Consider the following 13,265-nt stretch of genomic DNA (forward strand, 5'->3'; position numbering starts at 1 on the left):
CCGGGTGGGTAACGTTCCGCAGCGCTTGAAGGCGAAGTTCGGGGCGCGCAAGGGGTATCATGTCTTCGACGATCAGACATCGTCCGCCGCGCGCGGGCTCGATCGCGGCCCGGCTCGGCCAGTCGCGCGTCGCCAGCCGGCTCGAAGGCGAGGTGCGCGTCACCGCGGCCGATCTGGTCGATTGCGTGGCCGAGGCTAGGCTCAAGGTCGCGGCCGTCCGCTACAAGGTCGAAGGCGAGGTCCGCAACAAGGCGGAGAAGCTCAAGAGCCGCGTCAGCGTAGCCGCGGAGAAGCTGGGCGACGAGGCTCGCTTCATCAAATCCTGGATCGACGATCCGCTGCGGACCGGCTCGGTAACCCCCTCGAGCCCGGCCCTGGCGCGGCGCATGGCGTCCTATGTCGATCCGGAGCAGCCCGGCCCCGTCATCGAGATCGGCCCTGGTACCGGTCCCGTGACCGAAGCCCTGATCGAGCGCGGCGTCGACGAGGAGCGTCTCATCCTCGTGGAATACAGCCCCGAATTCTGCGAATTGCTGCGCAAGCGCTTCCCGCGGGCCACCGTCGTCCAGGGCGATGCCTACGCCCTCTCGACGACGCTGGCGGGGCACCTGACCGAGAAGGCCGCCGCCCTGGTCTCGAGCCTGCCCCTGTTCAACCGCCCGCCCCCGAGCCGGACGGCGCTGGCGAAGGAGGCGTTCCCGTTGATGGTCGAAGGCGCGCCCTTCATCCAGTTCACCTATTCGGTGATCTCGCCGATCCCGCGCAAGGGCTCCGGCCTGAAGGCCTTCGTCTCCGATTGGGTCCTGCGCAACATTCCGCCGGCGCGGGTCTGGGTCTACCGCGAAGCGAGCTGAGCCCCGTCCGATCCGGTTGCGGGCCATGCAAATAATGCGGGCCAGCCGAACCGAATCGTAACCGCTCGACGTTAGACAGCCTGTTGGAGCAGGCACCGCATCGGACCTGTTCGCAGCGAGGACTTCGACCGGCCCCATGAGCGGTGCAGCCCTGCGTTACACTCTGCCGCGCTGGCGCGTGACGCGCTGGCTCGCCGATGCGGGCCCGGACGTTCCCGCCGAGATCAGGGCCGCACTGATCGCCAGCCTGTTCGGCACGCTGCCGATCTTCGCCGGCGGCGTCATCAACTCGCTCGCTGTTTCCTTCCTGATCGCCTGGCGCATCCCGACCCTGCCGTTCCAGCTCTGGTGCGTCTTCGAGGTGCTGTGCTGCCTCGCCCGGCTCTTCGTGCTCATCAACGCCCGCCGCAGGGCGGAACGCGGCGAACCAACCTGGACAGATACCTATCTCCTGCTCGGCGTGGCCTGGGCGGCCGGCATCGGCGCCGGCACCTTTCTGAGCCTGACGAGCGGCGACTGGGTCGTCGCCACCCTCGCCTGCCTGTCGGCGGCCGCCATGGTCGGCGGCATCTGCTTCCGGAATTTCGGAGCGCCGCGCATGGCGGGCGTGATGATCGGGCTGACGCTGGGACCATGCTGCTTCGCGACGCTGTTCGCCAGCGAGCCGATCATGCTCATCACCTTCATGCAGATCCCGCTCTATCTCTTCAGCATGACGGTCGCGGCCTACAAGCTGAACGGGATGCTGATCTCGACGATGCGGGCCGAACGCGAGAACGCCTTCCACGCCCGTCACGACATGCTGACCGGCCTGTCGAACCGGGCCGGGCTGACACGTGCCTTCGAGACCCGCTTCGGCAGTGCCTCCGCCCCGCACGGCCTGGCGTTGATCTATCTCGATCTCGACGGCTTCAAATCCGTGAACGATACCCACGGCCACCCGGCCGGCGACGCGCTGCTGCAGCTCGTCGCCGAGCGATTGCGCGGCCTCGTGCGCAGCTCCGACCTTGCCGCGCGGATCGGCGGCGACGAATTCGTCGTCCTGTCCGAGCAGACCGAACGGGTGCAGCTGCAGCGCATCGGCGAGCGCCTCGTCGCGGAGATCTCCGAGCCATACGAGCTCGACAGCGGCCACCGGCTGCATATCGGCGCCTCGGTCGGCATTGCGCTGGCCCCTGAGCACGGAACCGACATGAACGCCCTGATGGTGGCGGCCGACGCAGCGCTCTACCAGGCGAAGTCGCGCGGAAAATCGCTTTGCGTCATCGCCAGCCAGCGCGCCGTCATCGACGGGCAGGGCGCCGGCAACCGCCCTCTCCTGCACTAAGGGAGAACCGGTTTTTCGCAGGAATCCTGCTCCGACTCCTCGGCGAGAGACGGATTCAGATATCAGATGGCATCATCCGGCTCCAAGGGCGAAGAGGCGGCATCGCCCCCGCCTCGCTTGACCTGAGCGCGTGCATCGGGCTTGCCTCATTGCGACAGAAGGGCAGGAGGGGAAGCTTGGCCGATCTCGCGCGCCTCGTGCAGGACATCGCGACGGAGATGCGCGACGCGAGCGACCGCGGCGAGGTCGCGAGCTATATCCCGCCGCTCGCCCGCGTCGATCCCCGCCAGTTCGGACTCTGCGTCGTGACCGCCGAGGGTGCCGTCCACAGCGCCGGCGAAAGCGAGGAGCCCTTCTCGATCCAGAGCATCTCCAAGGTGTTCGCGCTGACACAGGCGCTGGGCAAGGTCGGCGACACGCTCTGGCGCCGTGTCGGGCGCGAACCCTCGGGCACGCCGTTCAACTCGATCGTGCAGCTCGAGCGCGAGCAGGGCATCCCGCGCAACCCCTTCATCAATGCCGGCGCGCTGGTGGTCTCCGACATCAATCTCGCCGGGCACGCACCGCGCGAGGCGATCGGCGAATTGCTGCGCTTCACGCGCTATCTTGCCGATGACGACGGCATCATCATCGACGAGGCGGTGGCGCGGGCCGAACAGGCGACCGGCTTCCGCAACATCGCACTCGCCAACTACATGAAGGCGTTCGGCAACATCCACCATGCGCCGGAGCTGACGCTCGGCGTCTATTTCCACCAATGCGCCATCGCCATGAGCTGCCGCCAGCTCGCCATGGCCGGGCGCTTCCTGATGCATGGCGGGCTGCATCTGCCGGGCGGGCCGCGGGTCGTCTCGGCCCAACGGGCACGGCGCATCAACGCGCTGATGCTGACCTGCGGCCATTACGATGCCTCGGGCGATTTCGCCTTTCGCGTCGGATTGCCCGGAAAATCCGGCGTCGGCGGCGGCATCCTCGCCATCGCTCCAGGCAAGGCCGCGATCGCGGCCTGGTCGCCGGGCCTCAACGCCAACGGCAATTCCATGCTGGGAACGCTCGCGCTGGAGCGGCTCGCCGAGGCGACCGGCTGGTCGGTCTTCAACCCGGGCTAAGGGCGAAGGCCACGCCGGCAAGCGCAGGTCTCGCGGCAGGCCGCCACAACATGCTGAAGCTTCGAGGGACATTGGAGCGGGCGATCGGGATCGAACCGACGACATTCAGCTTGGGAAGCTGACGTTCTACCACTGAACTACGCCCGCGTGCCGCGCGGACTGCAAAGCAGCGCCGTGGCAGGCGCAGTTTCATAGCGGCTCCGCGAGCAGGTGTCATCCGGGAATTTCCGGGAGAAGCTCAGCCCTTGAAATGCTTCGAGAGCTTGAGGGCCTGGCCCTGATAGTTCGAGCTCAACCTGGCGCCGTAAAGCGCGGCCGGTCGGGCCGCCATCGTCTCGTAGACCAGCCGGCCGACGATCTGGCCGTCCTCGATGATGAAAGGCACGTCGCGGGAACGCACCTCGAGCACCGCCCGCGCGCCTTGCCCGCCAGCGGCGCTGTGGCCGAAGCCGGGGTCGAAGAAGCCCGCATAGTGGACGCGAAACTCGCCCACCAGCGCGTCGAAGGGGGTCATCTCGGCCGCGTAATCAGGTGGGACATGCACCGCCTCCTTCGAGGCGAGGATATAGAACTGGCCGGGATCGAGGATCAGGCTGCGCGAGCCGTCATCGGGGATCGGCTCCCAGAAATCGGCGGCGCGATAGGCCCCTACCCGGTCGACATCGATCAACGCGGTGTAGTGCTTGCCGCGATAGCCGAGCAGGCCATCGAAGCCGGAGAGGTCGACGCTGACGGCGACGCCGCCCTGGAAGGACGGCTCGGCGGCGCTGACCAGCGTCTCGCGGGCATGGACCTCCTGCAGCGCCCGGTCGTCGAGGCGGGCCTCGCCAGTCCGGAAGCGGATCTGCGAGAGCCGCGAGCCCGAGCGCACCAGCACGGGGAAGGTGCGCGGCGAGATCTCGATGAAGAGCGGGCCCTCATAGCCGTCCTCGACGAGGTCGAACTCGCGGGCCCTGTCGGTGATGACGCGGGTGAAGACGTCGAGCCGGCCGGTCGAGCTCTTGGGGTTGGCAGCGGCGCGCAGGCCCTTCGGCAGCCGCAAACCCTCCATCAGCTCGGCGATGTAGACACAGTCGGTCTCCAGCACAGCGCCGCGCGTCAGGTCGATCTCGTGCAGGGAGAGTTCGTCGATGCGGCCGCGCACCGTGCGGTCCGGGCCGGGCAGGAAGCTGGCGCGCACGCGATAGGCGCGCTCGCCCAGGCGCAGGTCGAGGCTTGCCGGCTGCACCTGCCCTTCGGCCGGCGGATGGGCGAGCCGGATCACGCCCTGCTCGATGAAGGCGCGGATGGAGCTGTCGGGCTGGATTCCGGGCTTGAAGGGCAGCATGCGAGGTCCGCGAGGATAATCGGTTAGGGCTAGCGAAGGCGCGGGCGCAGGCCAAGCCGAATGCGCAGCTTTCGCCGCGTTGTCCACGCCTGCATGCATGCCGGCGGCATTGACGCTGCCGCCAGCCGGTTCATAACAGCACGGCGGCAGCTAGGCCCGCGGGTTTGGAGGCGCGGGTTTGGAGGCGCGGCGTTCTCGAAGTCCGGCGTCTTTGAAGTTCGGAGTCATTTTGGTTCGGAGTCCTGGCAATGTATCAGGCGCAGACGCATGGCGTGCGTGTGACCGCGGTGCCGAAATTCATGGAGGCGGAATCATCGCCGCCGCAAGGCCGCTATTTCTGGGCCTATTCGATCGAGATCGCCAATCTCTCGACACAGACCGTGCAATTGCTGACGCGCCACTGGCTCATCACCGACGGGCATGGCGAAGTCCATGAGGTGCGCGGCGACGGCGTCGTCGGCCGGCAGCCGGTGCTGCGGCCGGGCGAAAGCTTCAGCTATACCTCGGGCTGTCCCTTGGCGACGCCGGATGGCTCGATGCGCGGTTTCTACGCCATGCTCGGCGAGAACGGCGAGATCTTCGATGTCGAGGTGCCGCTGTTTCCGCTCGATTCCCCCCATGTGAAGAAGGTTCTGCATTGACCGCCCATCCGCCCGCCGGGCAGCGCTACACGCCGCTCGAGATGCTCGCCCGCCTCGTCGCCTTCGATACGGTGAGCCATAAATCCAATCTGCCGCTGATCGATTTCGTCGAGGACTATCTCGCCGGCTGGGGCGTCGCCTCCACACGCTTCCCCAACGCCGCCGGCGACAAGGCGGCGCTCTTCGCCACGCTCGGGCCGCAGGACCGGGGCGGCATCGTACTCTCGGGCCATACCGATGTCGTGCCGGTCGAGGGGCAGGCCTGGAGCCGCGATCCCTTCACGCTGCATGTGGAAGGCGGGCGCGCCTATGGGCGCGGCGCCGTCGACATGAAGGGTTTCGTCGCGCTCGCGCTCGCGCTGGCGCCGGATTTTCTGGCGGCCGGGCTCAGGACGCCGATCCACCTGTTCTTCTCCTATGACGAGGAGGTGACCTGCCTCGGCGTCATCGACGGCATCGCCGCGATGGGCAGGACGTTGCCCCGGCCGCTCGCGGTCATCGTCGGCGAGCCGACATCGCTCGACATCGCCGACGCGCATAAAGGCATCCGCACCTTCCTGACGTCGATCGCAGGCTTCGCGGCGCATTCCTCCAAGCCGCAGCTCGGCGCCAGCGCCGTCCATGCCGGCGCCTTGCTGGCAGCCGAGCTCGACCGGATGCAGGAGGAGGCCAAAGAGCAGCCCGACGGGAGCGGCCGCTTCGACCCGCCCTATGACACCGTCCATGTCGGCAAGTTCCATGGCGGCATCGCCCGCAACATCCTGGCCGACAAGGCGGAGCTGTCCTGGGAAATCCGCACTCTGCCGGGCTCCGACCCGGAGGCCGGACCGGCGCGCTTCGGCCGCCTGTCGGAAACGGTGCTGGCGCGGATGCGGAAGACGGCGCCGTCCTCGACCATCGAGACGGTGATGACCTCGGATGTGCCGGGCCTCGCACCCGATCCCGGCTCGGAAGCGGAACGGCTCGCCATGCGCCTCTCCGGCCGCAACCACACCATCGCCGTCGCCTATGCGACCGAAGCGGGGCATTTCCAGCGCGCTGGCCTGCCGACCGTGGTCTGCGGTCCCGGCTCGATCGACCAGGCGCATCAGCCGGACGAGTACATCACGCTGGAGCAGCTCCAGGCCGGCGAGGCCTTCATGCGCAAGCTGATGGCAGAGTGCAAAGCGGGGTAATCGCGGGCGTCATGCTCGGGCTTGCCCCGAGCATCTCGTGACGCGAGGGCTTTGCCGTCTCATTCGGCAAGAGATTCCCGGGTCGCCGCCTCGCGGCGCCCGGGAATGACGACGGCCTTCAAAGTCCCGACGTCACCCCCTGCTCGACCTCCGACGGCTCGAAGGAATAACGCCGCGAGCAGAACTCGCAGGTGACGCCGAGCTTGCCGTCATCGGCGATCATCGCCTTGCGATCCTCAGGCGAGAAGCCGCGCAGCATCGAGAGCACGCGCTCGCGCGAGCAGCGGCAGGCCTCGTGCACGACAACCGGCTCGAAGACGCGGGCGCCGCGCTCATGGAACAGGCGATAGAGCAAGCGCTCGCTCGCCAGCGTTGGGTCCAGCAGTTCGTGGTCCTCGACCGTCTCGACCAGCGAGCGCGCCTCCATCCAGGCATCGTCACTGACGCCGTCGGGGTCGTTGCCGGCCAGGATCTCGTGGCCCTCGGGCACGTCGCCGGGATGGATGTCGGCCGCGCGCAGGCGTTCGGGCGAATGCGGCATGAACTGGACGAGGATGCCGCCGGCGCGCCAATGCGGCCGCCCTCCGGTCGTGACGGTGCCGACGGCGAGCCGAACCCGCGTCGGGATCTGCTCCGACTGGCGGAAATACTGGTGCGCCGCCTCTTCCAGGCTCTGCCGCGTCAGGGGCACGATGCCCTGATAGCGCGTCGTCGCCGAGCCCTGGTCGATGGTCATCGCAAGATGACCTTCGCCGAGCAGGTCACCGGTCGAGAGCTGGTCCAGCGCGACCGCCTCGACGAGCTTCGCCTCGTCGATATGGGCGACGGCGCGGAAATTGTCGGGGGCGGTGAAGTCGACCACCATCATCGGGATGGCGCCATCGCTCTTGGTCTGGAGCTGGAAGCGCCCCTCGAACTTCAGCGCCGTGCCCAGCAGCACGGTGAGCGCCGCCGCCTCGCCGAGCACGCGGGAGACGGGCTCGGGATAATCGTGGCGCGCGAGGACGGTGTCGATCGACGCGCCCAGCCGCACGACGCGGCCGCGCACGTCGAGATCGGGGACGGCGAAGGGCAGGACGCTGTCGTCGAACCCGGCCGTGACGTCGGCGGCCATCAGGCCGCGACCCCGCCGAAGCACCAGGCGAGGATGCCTTTCTGCGCATGCAGCCGGTTCTCGGCCTCGTCGAAGACGGCCGATTGCGGGCCGTCCATGATCTGGTCGGTGACCTCCTCGCCGCGCGAGGCCGGCAGGCAATGCATGAAGATCGCCTCCTTCTCGGCGCGCTCCATCAGCCTGTCATCGACCTGGTAGGGCCGCAGAAGGTTGTGGCGGGTGCCTTCCTCGTCGCCCATCGAGACCCAGCAATCGGTAATGACGCAATCGGCGCCCTCGACCGCCGCCTCGGGATGGGTGGTCAGCGAGAGCTTCGCACCCTGCTTCTTCGCCCAGGCGACCAGGGCCGGTGGGGGCGCCAGCTCCTCGGGCGTGGCGATGGCGAGCTCGAAATCGAGCCGGCCGGCGGCATGGATCCAGGAGGTCAGCACGTTGTTGGTGTCGCCGGTCCAGGCGATGCGCTTGCCCTTGATCGAGCCCTTGCGCTCCTCGAAGGTCATGACATCGGCCATGACCTGGCAGGGATGCTGGCGCTTGGTCAGGCCGTTGATGACCGGGACCGAGGCGTATTTCGCCATCTCGACCACGGCATCATGGTCGAGCATGCGGATCATGATCGCATCGACATAGCGCGACAGCACGCGGGCGGTGTCGGCGATGGTCTCGCGCTCTCCGAGTTCGATCTCCCGGCCGGTCACCATCATCGGCGAGCCGCCGAGTTCCCGGATGCCAACATCGAAGGAGACGCGGGTCCGCAGCGAGGGCTGCTCGAAGATCATGGCGATGACCTTGCCTTCGAGCAGGCGGTCCCCCGCGGCGGCAGGGGTGCGGCGTCGCGCCTTGATCTCCTCGCCGGCGCGCAGGATCGAGCGCAGCTCGCTGCCGGAGAAATCGGAAAGGTCGAGGAAATGGCGCGTCACGGGCGCTTCCTTCGCTTCGCTGGATGGGATCGGTTGAACTTACTCTGCCGCAGGGCGCTTCAGCGTCGCCTCGACGGCGCTCGCCGCCTTGTCGAGCCGCGAGACCGCCTCAGTGACATCCGCCTCGGTGATGATCAGCGGCGGCAGCAGGCGCACGACATTGTCACCGGCGCCGACGACAAGGAGACCTTGGGCACGGGCCTCGTTGACGAAGTCGGTGTTGAGCGTGTGGAGCTTGAGGCCGAGCATCAGCCCCTCGCCGCGGATCTCGGCGATGATGTCGGGATGCCTGTCCTTGAGCTCGGCCAGCGACTGCTTCAGCCGAAGCGCGATCTGGCCGACATTCTCGATGAAGCCCGGCGCCAGCACCACGTCGAGCACGGCATTGCCGACCGCCATGGCGAGCGGGTTGCCGCCGAAGGTGGTGCCGTGCGTGCCCAGCGTCATGCCCGAGGCCGCCTCTTCGGTCGCGAGGCAGGCGCCCATCGGGAAGCCGCCGCCGATGCCCTTGGCGATCGACATGATGTCCGGCGTCACGCCGTAATGCTCATGGGCGAAGAACTTGCCGGTGCGGCCGACGCCAGTCTGGATCTCGTCGAAGATCAGCAACAGGCCCTGTTCGTCGCAGATCTGGCGCAGCAGCTTGAGGAAGCGCGAGGGCACCGAGCGCAAGCCGCCTTCGCCCTGGATCGGCTCGATCATCAGCGCGGCGGTCTCGGACGTGATCGCGGCGCGCAGCGCCTTCTCGTCGTCGAAGGGCACCTGGTCGAAGCCGTCGACCTTGGGGCCGAAGCCGTCGATGTATTTCTGCTGGCCGCCGGCGGCGATGGTCGCCAGCGTCCGGCCATGGAAGGCGCCCTCGAAGGTGACGATGTGGTAGCGCTCGGGATGGCCCTTCGCGGCATGGTATTTCCGCGCCATCTTGATGGCGCACTCATTGGCCTCGGCCCCCGAATTGGTGAAGAACACCCGCTCGGCGAAGGTTGCCTCGCAGAGCCGGCGGGCGAGGCGCTCGCCTTCCGGCGCCGCATAGAGGTTCGAGGTGTGCCAGATCTTGCCGGCCTGCTCGGTCAGCGTCTTGACCAGATGCGGATGGGCGTGGCCGAGCGCATTGACGGCGATACCGGCGCCGAAATCGAGATAGCGCGTGCCGTCGGCGGTGATCGCCCAAGGCCCCTCACCGCGCTCGAAGGCGACGGGAGCGCGGGCATAGGTCGGCACGAGCACGGACTGGCTGGCGGAAACGGGGGCGGGAGCCATGAGGCAAAATCCTCGCGAGGGGGACGGATGAGAACGGATTGGCGCTGGGGTCGAGAACGCGATCCGGGTGAGATGCCGCAGCATGCGGCCAAGTTGCGACCCGGCGACGACGTTATCGTCGCAGCCAGTTCCTGACCTCTCGTCGCGCCGTCATCCGCATCGTTCGGGGCCTTGATCCGCAAAACATAAGCGCCGCCCGAGCGGGCGGCGTCACCTTGTGGATAAATATGCTTAAGGCAGCCGGCACTGTCAATTCCATGCCGCCGATTCCCTTGCCGGCTCTGCCGTGACGACAGTGTTGCCGAAAAGATTCGCTTGACCCGCCAATCGCGAATCGCCTGGGGAAAAGCCCAATTCGGATTCGGCGACTCTTGTCCGCGAGTCACCGCCCCTTGTATGGTCTCATTCGTCAGATACGACATTTCGTGCGGCGTCCCCAGTCCCGTCTGTTGCGGAAGCAACGGTTTTTGTCTCAGCGACAGAAGCCGCCGGTTCCGGATTCCGCCACGAAGCACCCTTAAGGGCGGCACCGCGAGGGGCCGGCCGGACAAGACAGGTGATGCGGATGAACGAAGCCGGAGCATGGACCGACGAGCGGGTCGAACTGCTCAAAAAGCTCTGGAGCGACGGTCTGAGCGCAAGCCAGATCGCCGCCGAGCTCGGAAACGTCACGCGCAATGCGGTGATCGGCAAGGTGCACCGGCTCGGCCTGTCGGGCCGTGCCAAGAGCGCCGCTGCGCCGGCCACGCCGCGCAATGCCGCCCCGCGCAAGGCCCCGGCACGGGCGCCGAGCCATCCGATGAACAACGCCGCCGGCGCCACCCGCGGCACCCATGCGCTCGCTCCGCATTTCGCGACGCAGCCCGAGGCCGATATCGAGGCCGAGCAGGCGCCGCGGCCTTCCGAGGACGTGGTGATCCCGTTCTCGGAGCGGGTCACCATCATGGAACTGCGCGAATATATGTGCCGCTGGCCGATGGGTGATCCGACGACACCGGAATTCCGCTTCTGCGGCGCGCGCTCGCAGACCGGCATGCCCTATTGCAGCCACCACGCGCGCATCGCCTACCAGCCCGCCGCCGACCGCCGGCGCGACCGGAGCAAGGTGCGAGCCTGATCAGGCTGATGGCTTTGAAATCAGAAAACCGGCCGAAAGGCCGGTTTTTTGTTGGCTGGTCGAAAGCTTGCGTCATGCTCGGGCGAAGCAAAGCGTAGATCCGAGAATGACGGCAAGCGGCCTCCTCACAACCTGCGCCGCTTCTCCAGCGAGCGGCTCCAGCGCGAGAGGGCGAAGCAGATCAGCCAGTAGATCGCGCCCGAGAAGGCATAGGCCTCCATGTTCATGCCGACCCAGTTGGGATCGGCGAGCGAGGCCTGGGCGATGCCGAGCAGGTCGAGGATCGAGACGACCAGCACCAGCGTCGTGTTCTTGATCAGGGCGATGAACTCGTTGGTCATCGCCGGCAGCGAGATGCGCAGCGCCTGCGGCAGGACGATCAGCCCCGTCGCCTTCCAATAGGTCAGTCCGAGCGCCGTCGCGGCTTCGCGCTGGCCCTTGGGCAGCGCCTGCAGGCCACCACGCACGGCCTCGGCCATATAGGCGGCAATGACGAAGCCGAGTCCGATCACGGCGCGCGCCAGCCGGTCGATGTCGATGCCGCCCGGCATGATCAGCGGCAGCAGCAGCGAAGCCAGGAAGATCACCGCGATGATCGGCACGCCGCGCCAGAACTCGATGAAGATGATGCTGATCAACCGGATGACGCGCAGCCCCGATTGCCGCCCGAGCGCGAAGAGGATGCCGAGCGGGATCGCGATCAGACTCGCATAGACCGAGATGAACAGGGTGAGCATCAGCCCGCCCCAGTCGCGCGTCTCGACATGGCGCAGGCCGAAGCCGCCGGAGAGCAGCCAGATGCCGAGCGGCGGCAGCAGGACGAGCATGGCGACGCCGAGCTTCAGCTTGAGCCGCTGCGGCGCGAAGACGACCGCCGCGACGCCGAGCACGAAGGCGATACCGGCGATATCGACGCGCCAGCGCTGGTCGGCGGGATAGAGCCCATACATGAACTGGCCGAAGCGGGCGCGGATGAAGACCCAGCAGGCCCCGCCTGCGGTACAGTCGGCGCGGGTCGTGCCGCGCCAGCTCGCATCGATCAGCGCCCAGCGGATCAGCGGCACCGCGACCCAGGCGATAGCGAGCGCCAGCACCACCGTGACGAAGGCGGTGAAGGGCGTGCCGAACAGGCGCTCGCGCCAGAGCGAGAGCGACGAGGCGCTCCGGGGGGAAGCCAGGCCGCTCATCGCGTCACCAGAGCGATGCGGGCGTTGTACCAGTTCATGATCGCCGAAACCGCAAGCCCGATGACGAGATAGACCGCGAGCGTCATCGCGATGATCTCGATCGCCTGGCCGGTGTTGTTCAGCGCCGAGCCCATGAACAGGCTGACCAGATCGGGATAGGCGATGGCCGCGCCGAAGGAGGAGTTCTTCAGCACGTTGAGATACTGGTTGGTCAAGGGCGGGATCATCACCCGCAGCGCCTGCGGGATGGTGACGAGCCGCAGGATCTGGCCGGAGCGCAGGCCGAGCGCCGAACCCGCCTCGGTCTGGCCATGCGAGACCGACTGGATGCCGCCGCGCACGATCTCGGCGATGAAACCCGCCGTGTAGGTGACGAGCGCCGCCAGCAGCGCGACGAATTCAGGGATGACTGCGAAGCCACCGCGATAATTGAAGCCGCGCAGCACCGGCACGTCCCAGCGCGTCGCCAGCACGGCCCAGGTCAAGGCCAGCACCGGCACCGCGAGCAGCAGGACGAGCCCGACGCGCAGCGTCGGCGCGTGGAGCCCGGTCCGCTCCTGGCGCTTGCGGGCCCAGACATGGAAAGCGGCGTAAGCGAGGACGCAGGCGAGGATGATCAGGCCGGCGATGCGCAGGTTGTCCATGCCGTCCGGCAGGGGAATCGTCAGGCCGCGATTGTTGAGGAAGGCGACCCCGAACAGTCCGATGCTCTGGCGCGGCGCCGGCAGGGCGGCGATGACGCCGAAATACCAGAACAGCACGAAGAACAGCAGCGGGATGTTGCGGACGAACTCGATATAGGCGCCGGCGATGGTCGAGAGCAGCCAGTGCGAGGAGAGCCGGGCGATGCCGACGACGAAGCCGAGCGCGGTGGCGAGAATGATCGCGATCACCGTCACCAGCATGGTGTTGGCGACGCCGACCCAGAACAGGCCTAGGATGTTGTCGGCCTGGGTATAGCCGGTGAGGACGAAGGGCACCTCGATGCCGGAAGTACGCCAGAGGAAGCCGAAGCCCGAGGCGATGCCGGCCTTGACCATGTTCTCCGAGGCGTTGCGCACGAAGAAGATGGTCAGGCCCACGAGCAGGACCACGACGGCGATCTGATAGAGCCAGTCGCGGACGCGCTTGTCGTTGATGAAGGAGAGGAAGCTGCTCACGCCGGCCTCGATCAGGAGTCGCGGGCGTCATTCCCGGGCGGTGCGAAGCGCAGACCCGGGAATCTCGTGACGCT

At 67.4% G+C, this 13,265-nt stretch carries 12 protein-coding genes and 1 tRNA gene; 6 read left to right on the top strand and 7 right to left on the bottom strand.

All coding sequences use genetic code 11. The annotated features are described in order from the left end of the window. Positions 1–59: 59 nt before the first annotated feature. From IED13_RS28535 to IED13_RS07245, 3 genes are all read left to right on the top strand, one after another. Complete coding sequence (locus IED13_RS28535) at positions 60–854, top strand: class I SAM-dependent methyltransferase (RefSeq protein WP_113252820.1); 795 nt, start codon at positions 60–62, stop codon at positions 852–854. Between the two features lie 136 nt (positions 855–990). After that, positions 991–2,181, top strand: coding sequence for a GGDEF domain-containing protein (locus tag IED13_RS07240; protein WP_191123786.1), 1,191 nt, complete (start codon positions 991–993; stop codon positions 2,179–2,181). Between the two features lie 176 nt (positions 2,182–2,357). Then, entirely contained in the window at positions 2,358–3,290 is a 933-nt protein-coding gene (locus IED13_RS07245) for a glutaminase (protein ID WP_038365043.1), read from the top strand. A gap of 72 nt (positions 3,291–3,362) precedes the next feature. Here IED13_RS07245 and IED13_RS07250 read toward each other — a convergent pair. After that, a tRNA-Gly gene (locus IED13_RS07250) sits at positions 3,363–3,437 on the bottom strand. A 91-nt stretch (positions 3,438–3,528) separates the two neighbouring features. Continuing rightward, positions 3,529–4,617: a 2'-deoxycytidine 5'-triphosphate deaminase gene (locus IED13_RS07255; RefSeq protein ID WP_191123787.1), complete on the bottom strand. Its 1,089-nt coding sequence runs from the start codon at positions 4,615–4,617 to the stop codon at positions 3,529–3,531. A 248-nt stretch (positions 4,618–4,865) separates the two neighbouring features. Between IED13_RS07255 and apaG the strand changes: the two genes are divergently transcribed. Together apaG and argE are read left to right on the top strand one after the other, a co-directional pair. Next, complete coding sequence (apaG, locus tag IED13_RS07260; protein ID WP_191123788.1) at positions 4,866–5,258, top strand: Co2+/Mg2+ efflux protein ApaG; 393 nt, start codon at positions 4,866–4,868, stop codon at positions 5,256–5,258. Positions 5,259–5,299: 41 nt separating this feature from the next. Further along, on the top strand, positions 5,300–6,433 hold the full coding sequence (argE, locus tag IED13_RS07265; RefSeq protein WP_142023433.1) for an acetylornithine deacetylase: 1,134 nt from the start codon (positions 5,300–5,302) through the stop codon (positions 6,431–6,433). A gap of 118 nt (positions 6,434–6,551) precedes the next feature. Here argE and IED13_RS07270 read toward each other — a convergent pair whose 3' ends face one another. Genes IED13_RS07270 through IED13_RS07280 form a run of 3 tightly spaced genes read right to left on the bottom strand, consistent with a single transcriptional unit; the run spans position 6,552 to position 9,727 of the window. Next, positions 6,552–7,547, bottom strand: coding sequence for an Hsp33 family molecular chaperone (locus IED13_RS07270; RefSeq protein WP_191123789.1), 996 nt, complete (start codon positions 7,545–7,547; stop codon positions 6,552–6,554). Further along, positions 7,547–8,467, bottom strand: coding sequence for an ornithine carbamoyltransferase (gene argF, locus IED13_RS07275; RefSeq protein WP_038365051.1), 921 nt, complete (start codon positions 8,465–8,467; stop codon positions 7,547–7,549). Before argF ends, IED13_RS07270 begins: the two co-directional genes overlap by 1 nt. Positions 8,468–8,506: 39 nt before the next feature. Continuing rightward, on the bottom strand, positions 8,507–9,727 hold the full coding sequence (locus tag IED13_RS07280) for an aspartate aminotransferase family protein (protein WP_191123790.1): 1,221 nt from the start codon (positions 9,725–9,727) through the stop codon (positions 8,507–8,509). A 565-nt stretch (positions 9,728–10,292) separates the two neighbouring features. Between IED13_RS07280 and IED13_RS07285 the strand changes: the two genes are divergently transcribed. Next, entirely contained in the window at positions 10,293–10,844 is a 552-nt protein-coding gene (locus IED13_RS07285) for a GcrA family cell cycle regulator (RefSeq protein ID WP_038365055.1), read from the top strand. 125 nt (positions 10,845–10,969) lie between these two features. On the opposite strand, the gene IED13_RS07290 is transcribed toward IED13_RS07285, so the two are convergent. Both IED13_RS07290 and IED13_RS07295 read right to left on the bottom strand, forming a co-directional pair. Then, positions 10,970–12,031 (bottom strand): amino acid ABC transporter permease, encoded by a 1,062-nt coding sequence (locus tag IED13_RS07290; RefSeq protein ID WP_191123791.1) that lies wholly within the window; start codon positions 12,029–12,031, stop codon positions 10,970–10,972. Then, positions 12,028–13,191: an amino acid ABC transporter permease gene (locus IED13_RS07295; RefSeq protein ID WP_260368382.1), complete on the bottom strand. Its 1,164-nt coding sequence runs from the start codon at positions 13,189–13,191 to the stop codon at positions 12,028–12,030. Before IED13_RS07295 ends, IED13_RS07290 begins: the two co-directional genes overlap by 4 nt. Positions 13,192–13,265: the final 74 nt, after the last annotated feature.

Origin of the sequence: Allobosea spartocytisi, from assembly GCF_014764685.1 — a bacterium.
Lineage (GTDB): Bacteria > Pseudomonadota > Alphaproteobacteria > Rhizobiales > Beijerinckiaceae > Allobosea > Allobosea spartocytisi.